Source organism: Flavobacterium cerinum, from assembly GCF_024496085.1.
In the GTDB taxonomy this organism is placed as follows: Bacteria; Bacteroidota; Bacteroidia; order Flavobacteriales; family Flavobacteriaceae; genus Flavobacterium; species Flavobacterium cerinum_A.
The window spans coordinates 1,265,847-1,283,444 of record NZ_CP101751.1 but is presented as its reverse complement, the minus strand read 5'-3'; the positions used below and the strand labels follow the sequence as shown (position 1 = coordinate 1,283,444).

Annotated in this window: 12 protein-coding genes; all 12 read right to left on the bottom strand. The window is 38.3% G+C overall.

The features are described from left to right. Positions 1-8: 8 nt before the first annotated feature. Positions 9-359, bottom strand: a complete 351-nt coding sequence (locus tag NOX80_RS05725) for a cytochrome C oxidase subunit IV family protein (protein WP_256552355.1) — start codon at positions 357-359, stop codon at positions 9-11. Between the two features lie 24 nt (positions 360-383). After that, entirely contained in the window at positions 384-1,361 is a 978-nt protein-coding gene (locus NOX80_RS05720; RefSeq protein ID WP_256552354.1) for a cytochrome c oxidase subunit 3, read from the bottom strand. A gap of 44 nt (positions 1,362-1,405) precedes the next feature. Next, a complete protein-coding gene (locus tag NOX80_RS05715; protein ID WP_256552353.1) occupies positions 1,406-2,005 on the bottom strand; it encodes a cytochrome c oxidase subunit 3 in 600 nt (199 codons plus the stop codon). Between the two features lie 6 nt (positions 2,006-2,011). Next, the gene (gene cyoE / locus NOX80_RS05710; protein WP_371926080.1) at positions 2,012-2,926 is read right to left on the bottom strand and encodes a heme o synthase; all 915 of its coding nucleotides are present in this window, start codon (positions 2,924-2,926) and stop codon (positions 2,012-2,014) included. Positions 2,927-3,056: 130 nt separating this feature from the next. After that, a complete protein-coding gene (locus NOX80_RS05705) occupies positions 3,057-3,599 on the bottom strand; it encodes an SRPBCC family protein (protein ID WP_256552352.1) in 543 nt (180 codons plus the stop codon). A 46-nt stretch (positions 3,600-3,645) separates the two neighbouring features. After that, positions 3,646-5,703, bottom strand: a complete 2,058-nt coding sequence (locus tag NOX80_RS05700) for a capsule assembly Wzi family protein (RefSeq protein WP_256552351.1) — start codon at positions 5,701-5,703, stop codon at positions 3,646-3,648. 50 nt (positions 5,704-5,753) lie between these two features. Next, positions 5,754-6,497 carry a deoxyribose-phosphate aldolase gene (gene deoC, locus NOX80_RS05695; RefSeq protein ID WP_256552350.1) on the bottom strand — a complete coding sequence of 248 codons (744 nt, stop codon included), beginning with the start codon at positions 6,495-6,497 and terminating at the stop codon, positions 5,754-5,756. Positions 6,498-6,550: 53 nt separating this feature from the next. Then, positions 6,551-6,925, bottom strand: coding sequence for a VanZ family protein (locus NOX80_RS05690; protein WP_256552349.1), 375 nt, complete (start codon positions 6,923-6,925; stop codon positions 6,551-6,553). Further along, entirely contained in the window at positions 6,918-7,298 is a 381-nt protein-coding gene (gcvH, locus tag NOX80_RS05685) for a glycine cleavage system protein GcvH (RefSeq protein WP_256552348.1), read from the bottom strand. The genes NOX80_RS05690 and gcvH overlap by 8 nt, the downstream gene beginning before the upstream one ends. A gap of 61 nt (positions 7,299-7,359) precedes the next feature. Then, entirely contained in the window at positions 7,360-14,577 is a 7,218-nt protein-coding gene (gene sov / locus NOX80_RS05680) for a T9SS outer membrane translocon Sov/SprA (protein ID WP_256552347.1), read from the bottom strand. A gap of 3 nt (positions 14,578-14,580) precedes the next feature. Then, entirely contained in the window at positions 14,581-15,162 is a 582-nt protein-coding gene (gene ruvA / locus NOX80_RS05675) for a Holliday junction branch migration protein RuvA (RefSeq protein ID WP_256552346.1), read from the bottom strand. Between the two features lie 84 nt (positions 15,163-15,246). After that, the gene (locus tag NOX80_RS05670) at positions 15,247-17,544 is read right to left on the bottom strand and encodes an NADP-dependent malic enzyme (RefSeq protein WP_256552345.1); all 2,298 of its coding nucleotides are present in this window, start codon (positions 17,542-17,544) and stop codon (positions 15,247-15,249) included. Positions 17,545-17,598 lie beyond the last annotated feature (54 nt).

The following is a 17,598-nucleotide window of genomic DNA, read 5'->3' as shown; positions in this document are numbered from 1 at the left end:
ATATGCTATTAAAAAATCCATCTGTATGGTGAATTTTTAAACACATCAAAGATATAATTACCTTCTACCAGTAAGATGAACACTAAATAGATAATTAAAAAAACCAGTGGTCCAACAATTGACCATCTGAAACTACCTTTTTCTCCTTCAAGGTGCATGAAAGCCCACATAATGTAATATGCTTTCACGACTGTTAAGATAATGAAAATCCAGTTTAATAAATTCATTGACAAAAGATTTGTCATGTATAATGCTTTAGGTTTATCGATACCTAAGATTACTTCAACGATAGTAATTAGGGATAAAATTCCGAAAACAACCCAGATTCTCTTTGTATTTGATTCGTGTGTATGTGCCATGATATTCTTATTCTTTTAAATCAATTAAACTAAATAGAAGAATGTAAATACGAACACCCAAACTAAATCTACAAAGTGCCAGTACAATCCAACTTTTTCAACCATTTCATAACTTCTTCTCTTCTCATATGTTCCGATAAGAACATTAAAGAAAATAAGGATATTGATTAATACTCCTGTGAATACGTGGAATCCGTGGAATCCGGTAATAAAGAAGAAGAAGTTAGCAAATAATTTGTGACCATACTCGTTGTGGATCAGGTTAGCTCCTTCCACTACATATTTTGCTTCCTCTAATTTTTTCAAAGACTCTTCTCTTGACAATACAGTCTTCGTTTTATCTTTTGTATTGAATTCGGAGCGGATCAATAAATCCGGGTTTGCTTTGAATCCTTCCACTACTTCTTTAACAGAATGGCTTGGAATAGACGATTCTTTCATGAACCAAACTCCTTTATCTCTTGTTAATTGTTCTCTTTCTTTAGGCAGGTGAGCAGCGAAATCTCCCAAAGCAATTCTTTTTCCGTCTTTATCTACGAACTGAAGAATTAATCCTCCTTTGGTTTCCACAGCACCGTAAGTACCCTGAATAAAGTTTTTCCATTCCCATGCCTGAGATCCAAGGAAGATAAAACCTCCGATGATCGTTAAAAGCATGTAAATAGCAACTTTTGTTTTTTTCATGTGATGTCCTGCATCTACTGCCAATACCATGGTTACAGATGAGAAAATCAAAATAAATGTCATCAATGCCACATAGTACATTGGTGCATCAACGCCATGCATGAACGGGAAGTGGTTAAAAACCTCGTCGGCAATAGGCCAGGATTCTATAAATTTAAATCTTGAAAAACCGTAGGCTGCAAGAAATCCAGAAAAAGTCAAAGCATCCGATACGATGAAAAACCACATCATCATCTTACCGTAGCTGGCTCCCATCGGCTCGTTTCCGCCGTCCCAAGTTTTTCCATTAGTAGCTGTTGTAGTAACTGTCGCTCCCATTATAAAGTAATTAGTTAAAAAGTTCCCAAATTTACATTTTTTTTCTATTTGTAGAAATAGAAAAATAAAAACAAATATCCCCAAAGAAAATCCAGAAAGTGCCAAAACATTGCACCTAGCTCTATTCCAAGGGTTTGACCTGAATTGTATTTTTGTTTAAAATGATTATAAATTATGATTAAAAGTGCGATTAAGCCCCCGAATAAGTGAGCCAAATGCACAATTACAACCACATATAAAAACGAAGTTGTGATGGTACTCTCACTTCCGGTAAAAAAATAACCACTTTCAATTACCTGATTAAAACCAACAAATTGCAGCACAACAAATCCTATCCCCAAAGCTAATGTCAGCATTAAGAAATTGGTTGTTGCTTTTCTGTTATCTTTTTGAATGGCTTTTTTCGCCAGATGAAATGTCACACTACTCAACAACATCACTATTGTACTGATTACAAAAGCACTTGGCAATGTAAAATCTTTCAACCAGTCCGGTCTGGATTTACTTACCACATAAGCACTGGTTAAGCCTGCAAACACCATTACAATACTGATCATTGCAAACCAAAGCATCATCTTATACGATTTCGCTTTTCGTTCGTTATGCTCCTGTACTGACATTTTAATATTACCTACCGTATTCATACTATCCTATCGTAAAAATTTATCTATAACATATACCAATTGCAGCAATGAGATATACGAAACACTCACCAACATCAGTTTACGAGCTGCTTTTTCATCCATTTCCTTATATAATTTTACTGCAAAATACAACATCCAAAGTCCCAACAGCAATACTACAGCCGCAGCAATATAACTCAGTTTTAAATCACCGGTAAATCCTACAACAGGAATCAATGATGCTATAATTAACCAAACCGTATATAAAATGGTTTGCAATGCTGTCTTTTTATCTTGTTTTCCGGTTGGTAACATAAAAAATCCTGCCTTTTCGTAGTCTTTATACAAAAACCAACCGATAGCCCAGAAATGCGGGAATTGCCAGAAAAACTGAATCAAAAACAAGGTTCCGGCTTCGATACCGAATTCATTTGTCGCCGCTACCCACCCTAACATAAACGGAATTGCACCCGGAAAAGCGCCAACGAATACCGAAAGCGGTGTCATGGTTTTTAACGGTGTATAAACACTGGTATATAAGAATATGGAGATGGCACCAAACATAGCTGTTTTAGGGTTAATCGAATACAAGATTGCAATTCCGATTACCGTTAACACAGCTCCTAAGATAAATGCAGTTTGTTTTGAGATTCTTCCGGACGGAAGTGGTCTGTTTTTGGTACGATCCATTAAGGCATCGAGGTCTTTCTCAATGATCTGATTGAAAACATTAGAAGCTCCAACCATAAAATATCCACCAACAGCTAACAGAATAAAAGTAACCCAACTAAAAGGAGCTTCATCAGAAACACCCAATAAATAGCCTACTATAGATGAAAAAACAACACTAATAGCCAATCCTGCTTTGGTGATTTCTTTAAAATCCGTAAATAAAGAGGTAAGCGAAATTGTTTTTTCTGAAGCGTTCAAGGCAGTTTTCATTATTATTTATAAAAACGGTGTGCAAATATACTTCAAAAATTACTTTTCATCAAAAGTAAACCCTTAAAATCAACCGTAAAGAGTAGTTTTAACAAAAAAGAGCGGTTTTACAACCACTCTCATCCCTTTTTTATTGTTTTTCCAATATGGCTTTCATGTCTTTTAATCCGGTATCCAAAGCACCTCCGAGTTCTTTTTCCATATCCATAAAGAGTAACATCAGATTCATCGGATAATTAATCGATCCTTTAAAACCCCATTTTACTTTGGTTTGGTTTTCCGATACCGCTTCTGTGATCATATATGCATCATCATCGGCTTCAAAAGGTTCTTTAAAGCGGAGTTTCATATCTACTCTGTCACCGTCAACAATACGAACAATCTCCTGTTCCCCTTTTCCTACTTCTTTACTGGTACTTTCCCAGGCGTATACAAATCCTACTTCTCCGTCATTTCCTTTGTATTCTTTTTTCATAGCAGGATCTTTTTGATTCCAGACGCTATAATTATCCTGATTTTTAATATGTCGGATATAATCAAAAACCTCTGCTTTCGGCTTATTGATTACAATTTCCCTTTCAATGGCATATTCTTTTTTCACGAATAAACCGGCCACTAGCAGCAATACAATGATTGCCAGGAAAAACAATATAATATTTTTCAAAATCTTCATAAATAATCTGTTTATCTGGTTAGTATTTTAAAATTACGAAATTTTATCAGAAGTCGTAATACCAATTAAACAAATCTACTCTTAAACCAACGGAAAACCAGGTTGTTGTACTTTTCACCGTTGTCGCCGTTTCTGTTGCCGGATCAAAATTTCTGTAAATAATATTTCCGAATAATTTCAGGTTCATCGCCGGATTCACCAAATATCCCGCCTGCAAATCTGCAATCAAAATATTGGTTTTATTCCCCTGACCGGTTACTACTCCGGTATCAAACGGTCTGTTTTCATCATAGTTTCTGTAAATATTACCTCCATAATTATACGTATTATCTGCCGTATTAAAATCCAATCCTCTTTGTCCGTAAATAAGTTTTGCATCGGCAAACCAACGTCCGTAATAATAGCGGGCGATTCCGACTACTTCTTTTAAGTTCGCTCCCCAAAGATGTCCCATACTTTGGTTATTGTGTCCATAATTGGTTAAAACATTACTATGGGCATACACATAAGGTCGCACATAATTATATTCTGCCTGAAGTAAAAGATTTTTCACTTTAAACGCATCATAATATTTCCCGCCGATCTGGAATCCGTATTTATTTTTCCAGCTTCCGTTTCCGGCTTTAACATCACTTAAGGAGAATTCATCTAACACAAATTGTCCGTATACATTGATTTGATTATTCAGTTTATATTTTGAAGTCAATCCTAAAACGGCATTTCCGCTTTTTGAAGAAGAGGTAAACTCAACCGCACGATAAAAAATAATCGGGTTCACGAAGCTAAAATCAAAACCGCGATCATTTGCATTACTCCAAACAACCGATTCAAAGAAGCCCATATTCCAGCGCTTTGTAACATTCCAACTCAGATAATGATTGGCCATGTATTTGGTCGCATACGATTTTTCTGCGGTTACTTCATCCCGAACATCTTTTAACCACATATAGGTATTGGTATATTTGATCTTCCAGAAAGTGGTATTGATCTTAAAATACGGATACGGGCTTGCTGCATCACTAAATAGTAACGAACGATAACCGTCTCCGATAAAATTTCGTCCATAACCCAATTGCAGATTGATAAACTGATTTGGCGAATACGATAAATTTGCTTCCGCTAACGGAAAATCATAACCATCGCCATTAAATTCTTTAGCGATACCAATTCCCGGAATAATGGCAGGATTCCCTCCGGATGGTTTTATCGATTCGGCATAACGGTTGTAATAATCGGCAAAGCGCCCCTGACTTTCATATACCGAGCTCGAAAAACTAAACTGTTCTCCTAAAGCTCCTTCGATATGAACACCTCTTGTATTCACATAAGTATATTTCAAATCGCTATTCGTATCTTTTCCTAAACGCAGGTCAAAAATCGGATTGATGGTAAACCAATACCCTTCCCCTTGTATCGCAACAAGATTTTCATTCCATAGTTTCCGACCCCACCAGGATGTTTTATTTTTCAACAGTTTTTGCTGTTCTGCTTCGAAGTTATAGTATTTTACTACTTCAGCATAAGAATACGGTTTAGAAGCGGAATGATTATTACTTCCTACCTGATTTACTGCAGCATCGAAAACAGCGTAATTTTGATGCGAAAAAGGAATATTCAGATTACTTTTAAATTTAGGATTACGAAATGGTTTGCTTAGGATTTTATCAAACTCATCCAATTCCTGTTTCACTTTCGCCTCCGTTTTTCCGTCATCCGTATTTGCTGTTAATTCACTACCAACTGCTTTTTCCAACGGAATAGCGATACGCACCGTATATTTAGCATAAGTGGCTCTTCCGGCAAACTTAGCCGGTTCTACTTTTTCAAACTGACCAAAAACCCGTTTGGTTTCTTCTTTCAGTTCCGGCGTGGCCGCATCGATATAAAGCGGCTTAAACGTTCCTGTTGAATCGACTTCGAACAAGGCAATGACAGTTCCTTTATAATTAGCATCCGTTAGTTGTTGCGGAACTTTAAAATGGGAGAAGAAAAAGTCCTGAACTTTTGTATTAAAACAGGATTCCTGCTCTTTTGCCGGACTATTTTTACAGTCTTTAAAAACCGGAAACTGCTCACTTTGGGTTTGTGAGAAAGAATTTGCCATTCCCAGGAACAGCATTAGAACACACCCTAAATACCTCATGTAATGCTACTTTAATATTCGCTATTTGATTTTCCTCCTGTTGCAATTGTTTTAGCAGAAGAAGTTCCGATTCGTTTTACTCCAAGACGGATCATTTCGATTGCTTCCTGTTCGGTACGCACACCACCGGCCGCTTTTACCGGTAACGGAAAAGCATTTTCCAACATTAGTTTGATAGCCGGTACCGTTGCTCCGTTTGGTTTTCCATCATCCGTTTTATAAAATCCTGTTGATGATTTCACGAAAACAGACTCGTATTGATTTTCCTTAAAGTTAGCAATTACGATGTTCTTAACCAATGCGGAAAGCTGTACGATTTGATGGTCATTTAAAGCCGCAATTTCAATAATCCATTTTACAATTTTGGCATTCGCAAGTCCTAAACGGGTGCATTCCAAAACTTCTTTCTTTACTTTATCCGTTTCACCTCTTTTAAATGCTTCATAATCCAGCACAAAATCCAGATCATCAGCTCCGTCCCGGATAGCTTGTTCCGCTTCATTTAACTTCTCTTCCAATGTTCCGTTTCCGTTAGGAAAATCGATAACCGTTCCGATAGTTACAGCCGATTTGGCTTCTGTAATCATCGTTTTAGCCATAGCTACCCTATCCGGACGAATCATAATCAGTTTAAATTTTTCCTGAATCGCTTCCGCCACATAGTCGGCTACTATTTTTCTGTTCTCCGTTTCTGAAACACCAGCCTGTTCGGCGGTTTTTAAATAAGTCGAGTCTAAGTAATTTCTAATATCCATGGTATAAAAATAAAAAAATCCCACAAAAGTGGGATTACTATCTTCTAATTAATTTAGCCATTACGTTTTCTATTTCTGTAATAATACAGTAATAATACTGCTGTTAATCCTCCAACACTATTCGCTAAGACATCAAATATATCCGCGGATCTTGTTTTGGTAAACAATCCCTGGCATATTTCGATGCCGGCACCATAAACAAAACCCAAAAGAAACACGTTACGCAATTTCTTTAACAGTGCTTGCCGCGGTACGATTTCATCGATTGTACGAAACCACAGAATTGTAAACAGGAAATAAAAAACAAAATGTACAAACTTATCTTTATACGGAAGTTTCCCTCCTACATCGGCATTAAAAGTGATCAAACAGGCAATTCCTATCAGTAAGGACCAGATTAATGCTAATGAAAGATTAAGTTTACGCACCAATTAAGGCTTTATAATCTTCGCTTGACAAAAGTCCATCTACTTCTGCCGGGTTGCTGATTTTTACTTTAATCATCCATCCAGCTCCGTAAGGATCAGAGTTTACACTTTCCGGCTCCGACTCTAAAGCATCGTTAAATTCAACAATCTCACCTGCTAAAGGCAAGAATAAGTCGGATACAGTTTTAACCGCTTCAACGGTTCCGAAAACTTCGTCTTTGTCTAGCGTCTGATCTAATGTTTCTACTTCAACATAAACGATATCTCCTAATTCTTTTTGTGCAAAATCAGTAATTCCAACCGTTGCAATCTCGCCGTCAAGGCTTACCCATTCGTGATCTTTTGTGTACTTTAAGTTAGATGGTATATTCATTGTGTTTATTTTTATTGACAAATGTATATTTATTAGCGGTAACTTTAAAATGTTTTCTTTATTAATTTCCGAAGTTATAACGCAATGTGAAACCGGAACGGATATTCGTCATCGGGAACGATGTTGAAATTACCGCTTGTGAGAACGAGTGATCATAATAGAAAATCGCTGTCAGGTTTTTACTGAACATATAATCCGCTGTTAATTTTAACGACCAGATATCCTGACCTCCGGCCAACTGGTTATTATCGTAATCCAGATAACGTACGATGGTTTCGTTCTGACGTAGCGTTAAATTGGCTTTTAAATTGATATCACTTCGAATCACACCCATCGGATTATCGGCTAATCGCGAGTTGATTGTAACATCTTTAAATCGGTATCCGAACTCTAATGTGTATTCATTTCCTTTAACCTCTGTCAGCAAACCATTATCAAAACTTAATGATAAACTTCTGTCTTTTTTCATTTCTGCCAGAATTTTGAATGAGTTTTTCATTTCAAAATCCACACGCATCAACGGATTAAATTGTTCCACCAAGTTGACATTCGCTACAATGGTTTTTACCGGATAGTTTCCTGTCGTCGGATTTAATGCATTCGGATCTGCATCATATTCAAAATTCGAACGGAATGAATTTACAGTATATGACGCACGGTATCCGTGTTGTAACGAGAAACGTTTGAAGTTTTCTTTAAAGAATCCGTAACGCATTAATCCGGTATATTTTATATTCCAGTTCGGAATCGGCACATCACGGAAAATACCTGTCGACACACTTGAGGCACTCGTTCCGGTATACGCTGCTAAGAAAGCCGGTAACAATACTGCCTGACTGTTTCTTCCGAATCCAACCGGATATCCGTCGGCAGTTGTATTATTCGGATCCAATCCTCTTTCCGTTGCCAAACGTCTTGCAATCGTCAATCGGTTATCTCTAAAATCATTAAAAGCATCTGATCCGGTTTCATCACTTCTGGAGAAAGCCGTTTTAATCAACACTGTTGAAATTGAGAAGTTACCGAAATCATAAGGTGAACGGGCATTGTAATTTCCGAATGCATCCACATCGTACTGTTCGGAGAAGTTCTGCGAATAGGTACGGTTTGCGTTTAAGTCAATTTTCAGATCATTAAACGGTTCTACCTGAGCTGTAATATCTAATAATTTATTTTTTACCTGCGTAAAGCTTTGGTTGAATTCCGGATAATTGGTTAACCATCCGTTTTTAGCCGCTTCATAACGCACATCCGACTGGCTACCCATAATAAAGCCTAAGGACGGTTGTGTCGTTCCGAAAAATCCTACTTTCGGTAAATATCCCGGAAGTACAGTACCTCCGTTATCGGTATAATTGATCTGGATATTTTTCACACTGGTCGCCAATCCGATCAAACCATCGATAATGATATTCGGTTTGTCTTCCGGAGCCTGTTGCATCTGCGTAATTTTTTGTCCCGGTACCGGAGCTTTCGGTGCCTGAGCCGGAGCTTTCGGTGCTACTTTTTTACGTTGTTTTGTTAACCCGATATATTTATAGAAGCTATCCATTGATAATACCGTATTCAATCGATGTGATCCGGCATTCTGGATTGTATTTCCTAAATCATAACCATCGATAGATGAGAATGCATCAGACGAACGTTGCCAGTTATAATCACCGGTATACGTATAAGTTGATTTTACAAAACTCAGGAATGGTAATTTATTTAACGGTAAATCGTAATTAACATTCAACTGTTGCGTATGGTTATTCGGTTCTCCGATATCGAAATAGCTATCCCAGATTGTATTATTCGGATCCGGTATTTTATTTTCATCCAGATAATTTCGAACAATATTATTAGACGACGCACTGTAATTGATACGTAGTGATTTTGTAAGGTTATAGTTGAATCCGTACTGATAATTAAAGAAATAATTTCTTCTGTACAACGGATCAATTCCGATTCCTTCAATACCGTCAACTTGTCTGAACTGTTGTCTGTTATACTGACGTAAGATCGTAGAACTAAATGAAATATTTGTCGGCAAGAAGTTAAAGTTAAAGTCGCTCAACATTTTCCAATAGCTGCTTTTCTTCATGAATTTGGTATTCTTGAATGGCTCTACTGCTTTTGGTTTAAACGTATAAGCATAATCAGCGGATGTCTTCACTTGTTGATCCACTAAACTTTCCACCTCAAAATCGTGGTGTTCCATTTCGTTAAATGAGTAGGACAACGTTAAGTTTTCTACATCATAAACGTGTTGTTTTTGTTCCGGTGCCCGGTCTTTTTTCACTCCGATAAAGTTGATACTTTTTCGTTTAGTATAATCGATTGCCCGGTTACGGATGTTATCTTTTTCAGCACCGTCGGCTGTTACATCCAACAATTGCTGTAATTTAATATCCTGATTAAACGGATCGTATTCCGGTGTAATAATCTCTTCTCCCACACCGTAGTTAAACGGTAAGTTAATACCCCATTTTTTAGGTAATAGTTTTCCTAAATTAATGTTGGTTACGATATTATATTGTTTTACGTCTTCACGACTTCTTTCGTTTGGTCCTTGTTCTAAAGTTCCGAAACCGATGGTACTCATTCTACCGGTAGCGGAAATATTCATCAGGTCGGCAAAGTTGGTATCTAAGTTTGCGATAGCAGCCATACCTCCTTTATTATCCATTTCAGACAAACGCAATTCGTTGAACCAAACTTCTCCTCTTACTTCCTGCGTACTGATATTTTTTACTCCGACCATTAACGTACGTACCAGACCAAAGTTCGGATTACCTTTAATACCTAATGTCAGCATATTCGGTTTTCCGGATAGTGAAGGATCTAAAGCATCTTCTCTTACAAACGCAATACCTGTTAACGGATCAACCGGAACCGGTAAGTTTCCTTGCAATGCCAACACTTTTAATTTGGTTAGCAATTCCAGTCTTAAATCGATTTGATTATCCGAAGGCCAGATTTCCTCAGCCGAACGCGCTGAAAAAGCAGTCGGTTTTAACGGAATCTCAACCTGATAGAAGTTTTGCGTAAAGTCATTACCAAAACGAATGAAAGCTACCATTTGGTCTGCCATTAACGGCTGAGTTTCTGCCGGTGGCTGTAGTGCTTCTGCGTGAAGGAACATTCTTAGTTTTTTAAACTGACGCATGTCCACACTTACATTTTTGAATACTGCTCTTGAATCGCCCGGTTCCAAACCACCTGCTCCCGGTAAGCCAGTATCTTTTTTATACACTCGTAACGACAACGATTGTTCGTTCTGGTTGATAATTGTATTGTTGTTGTATAACTGTTCGCGAGTTACACCCGGAGGTGTTACATATGGAATTGGTAAGCGGTTTCCGTTTTCCTGAATGTTTACGGCAACCACATCAAATCCGGTATTATCATTTTCGTTTTGTTGTTCCGTTTCATTCGGATCTAATGTTCCTAAATAACGTCTCCATTCACCACGAACTAAATCTAAAGCTCCGAAACGAAGTGTAATCTGATCGGAGAAGTTCGACATAAACATTCTCATAAAACGGATGGAACGGAAATCGGAAATAGAACCCTCACGATTCGCATCTGTAGCTTCAAGAATTGGAATTTTATATAAAATCCAACGTACTTTTCCTGTACCTCCGTTAGCTAAGTCAACATTATTATTTTCACGTACATCGGCAATAAAGTCCTGACCTACCGGAACTTCTCCCGGATAATATTTAACCGGCACTTCGAATTTCCAGTACGCGTTAATTGTATTCATTGTATTATCCCGGTTGATATCTTCCACATCCGGTAATGTTGTTGAACCACGGTTAGTGTCAGATACGGCAATCGGTGAGTTTCCTTGTACACCGTTATAATTTCTATAACGTTGGATAATGTCACCCTGAGCATTTAAGAAATACTGATAGTTATCCGCAGCCGGATCGGGATTACTGGCAAATGCCGGGAATTTTGCAGCTTCTTCTCCATCGTTTAATCCATCAAATCCGACATCCTGAGCTGTACGGTTTCCTTCGTTTGTATCGAAAGCATAAATTAACGACTGAGAAGCCGGAACATTCCCCCATGGTCCTTGCGGTTGAACCAGAACCTGATTAGGACCAAGTCCGTTTTCATAGAATTTTCTTCCGTCTTTTAAGATATCTTCAGAAATTTCACCAATATTGAATGTTAGTTTTCCTTCGTTAGTTGTGATTCCCTGAACATCAGATCCATAATACGGGTCCATCATCCAGAATTGAATATATTCAACGTTAGACTGTTCGAAATTAGTTGAGTTGATCGCTCTCATAATACCACCCCAGTTATTTTGCGGATTTCCTAATGAGTTATCTGCAGGATTGGCTAACGGGCTAAAGTTATAAGGTCCTCTTTCTCTCGGGTAGTATGTTAAGTCCAATGTATTTATCACTGTACTTTGTCCTTGTGCGATATCGGTAACCGGATATAATTCCTGGCTATAAATCCTACGGGTTCTGTTCGATGAAATATCATCTACCGATAAACCGGCCGGTAATTGTGAAGAAGCATAGAATGTAGGATCAATCGAATACCATGATAATTTTGCTCTTCGGTAACCATAATCCGGCGCTGTCAATTCATCTCCGTAACCTACCGGTGTACTTGCTAATGACCAGGCTTGTGCCGAACGCATATCGATAGTGGTTTGCGATCCCTCGAAGTCGTCAATATAGGTAGTTGCTTCACCGTTGAACTGATCGGCAGTAGAAGCTCCCGGTTGCAGGTAAGCAATTTCTCCACGGAATGATAAATTAGACGGAACATCTGTATCTACATTCGGAAGTTTATTCACTAAACGGGTAAAGAACGGAACTTCAGTTGAGAAATTCGTATTTAAACCGTAAATCGTATTATTAACTGATTCTTGTCCGTAGTTCGATTTTTGTGTAAAAGGTCGTTCGGATAATCTTAAGAAAGTACCTCCAATCAAGAATTTATCTGAAAATTTATGTTCCACATTCAAACCGTAAAAACGACGCGTCTGCTGACCAAAGATTGCGTTATTTTCCAATGATACTTCAATCGGAATACTGGACGCCTGTAATGACGGATCCAGGATTTGCACACGACCTCTTTGGTAATCCACCGTATAATCCACACCTTCAACTAATCGGCGACCACCGGCTGTAACTACAACAGATCCCTGAGGTACATTGAAAGCACCGATAGCAATACCGTCACCACCGGATGATTTGAATTTACCTTTTAACTGGAATTTGTTTTTATCACTATCCTGTAAAGCACCGGCCTGAGTTGTTTTATACAGGTTTCGGAATACATATTTACGCTGATTGGCATTATAATCAATACCACTATCATAACTTCCGTTATAATTTTCAGTTCCGGAAGATCGAAGTTTTTCAAAAAGGTGATCTCCAAACGGCTCAACCGTTGTAAAGATAATACGTCCGTTTTGCTGATCAACAGTTACACCCGGAACAAAGTCAAAGAATCCGTCACCTCCAACCTGCGGGTCATTGGTATAATTCAGACGATCGACATTAAAAACTTTGATCAATGGTGTATTTTCAACATCACCCGGTAACGGAATCGCCGGTTGTGTTGCTCCACCCGGTCCGGCCTGCGTAATATAGTTTAACGGAGACGGATCGGTGTATAAAATATTGAAACGGAAATCTTCCTGCGACAACTGGTATGCACCCGGAATCTGGTAGATGTTTTTCATCATCAAGTTCCAGATCGGCTGATTCACATTGGTCAGGTTACTTTTTAATAATTTTACGATAAGACTTTGTGTTGACGGAATTCCGTTCTGAACTTGGGTAGCATCAATACCATCCGTTCCGAATTCCCCTACCTGGTAAACTTTATCCCCGATGGTATATTGGTACGCAACAGCCAAAACTTCATCATTAGCCAGACGTTGGTTTAATGAGACATATCCCAACTGTGCATGGTAAGTAAATTCATTTGGCGATAACTTACGGGCATTTTCAAGTTTGGCGTAATCTTTACCTTCCACGGCATTATATGCCGGAATATTGAAACCGGCACTTCCGTTTACGATTTCACGGATACCGGAATTCAGGTAATTCGTTCCGATTGCTCCCGGATCGAATTTATTATTTTTGTTGTCTACCGGAGATCCCGGTGGCTGGTTAAAGAATCCACCTGAAGGAATACCAATGATTTCAGTGTCATTCACACCCAATTGTTGTGCTTCCCCTAAATCCTGTATTGCCATAATATTTCGCAGGTTATTATCTGTTCCGCTTACTCGGTTCTGTTTGTTTGTAATCCAAACTTCAACACGGGTAATTTGTACACGGCTGTTGATTTGCGGATACTGTTTTAACGCATCGTCATATCGATTACGGAAATATTGTGATAGGAAATAGTGTCGGTCGGCATCATAATCCAAAGCAAATAACTGGAACTCCTGAATGGTTCCGCCGCCTTGAGCTGTAACGGTTTTAGTTTGTGATTTTTGTTCGGAGAAAACCCCGGTAATTGTTGTTTTTCCAAACTGGAATTGTGCTTTAACCCCGAAAAGGCTTTGCGCACCACGGATTAACGAGCTATTTAATGGTAAGCTTACGTTTCCGACTTCAATCTTTTTAATAATATCGTCTTCCGTTGGTGTATATTCCAGTTTAATCAGGTTCTGGAAAGCGAAAGTCGACTGGGTATCATAATTGGCATTTACATTTAAACGCGTCCCCACTTTCCCTTGTAAGCTCAAACTAATTCGTTGATCAAAGTCAAATGTAAAAGTAGAACGGTTTCTTGGTGAGAATGCCGGATTGTCCTGTTTGGTATATCGCATTCCTAAGTCAACTTCAACAGACCCTAACGGTTTAACATCGATAGTGTTTCCGCCGAAAATCGCTTCAAAGAAACTTGAGTTTACATAATATCGCGGTAATAAGTCTTTTTTCGCACTTTCACTTCCTTCTTTTTTACCGTCGATAGCACTGGATTTTTTCTTGAAATAGTCTCTCATGGATTCCCTTAACACCAGTTCTTCATATTCTTGCGGTGTCAGGATGATCGGATAATTAATATTAAAACCGTCAAATGTTTTGGTATAAATATATCGGTTGGTTACCGGATCATAAGTATAAGCTTCCAAAATACTTTTCGGATTCGAGATATTAAGTTTTCCCAGCGAAGATCCGGTTTTAATCGAGTCTTGTTCTTCTTCATCTACCTGAGCCTGTACAGAAAAACAAAAGAATAAAACCAAAATCGTGAATCCGGTCTTTATCTTCTTAAAAAAATCATGAGAGTAAAATGTTTCCAAGAATTATAAGTTTTTTAAAGCTAGTTTAATGATTGACTCTACTGAAGCCTCAGGATTATCTTTAACAATTTTATCAACTACTTTTTCAGCTGATTTCCGGACAAATCCCAAAACCTCCAAAGCTGATAACGCTTCATTTTTATTTGTATTGCTTTCTACTGCTGAAACTTCCTCTAAATTATAAATTTTGAGCACCTTATCTTTCAGGTCCAAAATAACACGTTGTGCTGTTTTCACCCCTATTCCTTTGATAGACTGAACCGTAGCAACATCGTTACTTGCTATAGCATGAATGATTTGTTGTGGAGGAATAGACGACAACATTGTTCTTGCGGTTCCGGCTCCGATACCGGAAACTGAGATCAACAATTTGAACAATTCCCTTTCGGCTTTTTCAACAAAGCCGAAAAGGGTATGTGCATCTTCTTTTATCTGTAGGAAAGTATACAACTTAATATTTTCAGAATCGGGTAGTAATGAAAACGTATGGAGCGAGATATTAATCTGATATCCTACACCATTACAATCTATAATTACTTCAGTCGGAGACTTTTCAACCAGTCTACCTTTTATGTGTGCAATCATAACGTACCGAATTCGTTGTTACCAAAAATAAGAAAAATCTTTTACTATCCTAATTTTATAGTGCAAAGTGACAATTTTGTCTAATTATTTCTTCGCAACCTGTTGTTTTAATCTTTTTTCCTTTTCCTGAGCATCTACAACTGCTACAGCAGCCATATTCACCATCTCTTCAACACTTGCTCCTAATTGGAAAATATGTACGGGTTTATCCAAACCTAACATAATTGGTCCGATTGACACCGATTTATACAATTCTTTTATCAGCTTATACGTGATATTAGCCGCGTCCAAGTTAGGAAAAATAAGTGTATTCACTTTTTTGTTTGCCAGTTTTGAGAACGGGAATTTACTTTTCAACATCTCAGAGTTCAATGCAAAATCGGTTTGAATTTCACCGTCTACAACTAAATCCGGATGATTTTTATGCAGGTAAGCAACTGCTTCACGTACTTTAGACGCTCCTTCATTTTTAGAGGATCCGAAATTCGAGAAGGAAACCATTGCAATTACCGGTTCCATGCCGAACATTTTAACGGTTTTTGCTGTCATTAATGCGATTTTCGCCAGATCTTCTGCCGACGGATTCGGATTAATTGCCGTATCAGCCAAAAATAACGGACCACGTTTGGTCATCATTAAGTTTGTTGTAGCTACTCTCGAAACACCATGTCCTTTATCGATTAGTTCCAACATTGGTTTTACCACAGTCGGATAGCTTCTTGAGTAACCGGTAACTAAAGCATCTGCTTCTCCTTCATTAATCATCATAGCAGCGAAATAGTTACGCTCGCGCATCCATTTTTGAGCATCTAACAATGTAGTTCCTCTTCTTTGGCGGCTTTTCCAGTATACTTCGGCAAAGCGGTTTCTACGCTCTTCCTCGTCTTTTGTTTTCGGATCAATAATCAATACTTCTTCATCGAATCCGATTTCTTCTTTTAATTCTAAAATCGTTTCACGGTTACCTAATAAGATCGGCTGTCCGATACCTTCTTCCGAAACGATCTGTGCTGCTTTTAATACATCCAGGTGATCTGCCTCAGCAAAGATGACTCTTTTAGGGTCTGTTTTTGCGCGGTTAAGTAGTAAACGCAACATCTTATTGTCCGCTCCCATACGCTCCAATAATTCCTCACGGTATTTATCCCAGTCGGTAATCGGTGCTGTTGCCACTCCTGATTCCATTGCAGCTTTAGCTACCGCAGGCGGTACTTCGGCGATCAATCTCGGGTCAAACGGTTTTGGGATAATATAATCTCTACCAAAAATCAATTTGGTTTCACCATAAGCAATATTAACCTGCTCCGGCACTGATTCTTTGGCTAGTTTTGCCAAAGCCACTACCGCAGCCTTTTTCATTTCTTCATTAATTTTAGTCGCACGAACGTCTAAAGCACCTCTAAAAATAAACGGGAATCCCAATACGTTGTTAACCTGATTAGGATGGTCAGAACGACCGGTTGCCATAATAATATCTTTACGGGTTGCAATAGCCACATCGTAATTGATTTCCGGGCGCGGATTGGCCATTGCAAAAACAATCGGATTATCAGCCATTCCTAATAACATATCCGGAGTTACGATATCACCGGAAGACAATCCGATAAATACATCTGCTCCTAACATTGCATCACCAAGAGATGCATATTCTTTATCAGTAGCATATTTTGCCTGCATTTCCGAAACCCTTGGATCGCCTTTACGCAATGCTCCTTTACTGTTAAACATTACAATATTCTCTTGTCTAACGCCAAAAGAAACGTATAGGTTTGCACAAGCAATGGCTGCTGATCCGGCGCCGGAGATTACCATTTTCACGTCCTCCATTTTTTTACCGGCCAATTCTACAGCATTTAATAACGCTGCCGCAGAAATGATCGCCGTTCCGTGCTGATCATCGTGCATTACCGGGATATTCAACTCTTCAACCAGACGTCTTTCGATTTCAAAAGATTCCGGTGCTTTGATATCCTCAAGGTTAATCCCACCGAAAGTCGGTGCAATATTTTTTACTGTTTCAATAAACTTATCTACGTCTTTAGTATCAACTTCAATATCGAACACATCGATATCGGCAAAGATTTTAAACAAAAGACCTTTTCCTTCCATTACCGGTTTGGATGCTTCCGGTCCGATATCACCCAGACCCAATACCGCCGTACCGTTTGAAATTACTGCTACCAAATTTCCTTTGGCAGTATATTTATATACATTGTTTACATCTTTCTCAATCTCCAAACATGGCTCTGCAACTCCTGGGGAATAAGCCAATGCCAGATCTCTCTGTGTAGCATATTTTTTAGTAGGTACTACCTGAATTTTTCCCGGTGTAGGTTTAGCATGATATAATAAAGCCTCTCTTCTTTTGCTGTCTTTATGCATAGTTTTTTATTTTACTAACTGACAAAGATAACGGTATGCACATAATTTTAGAAA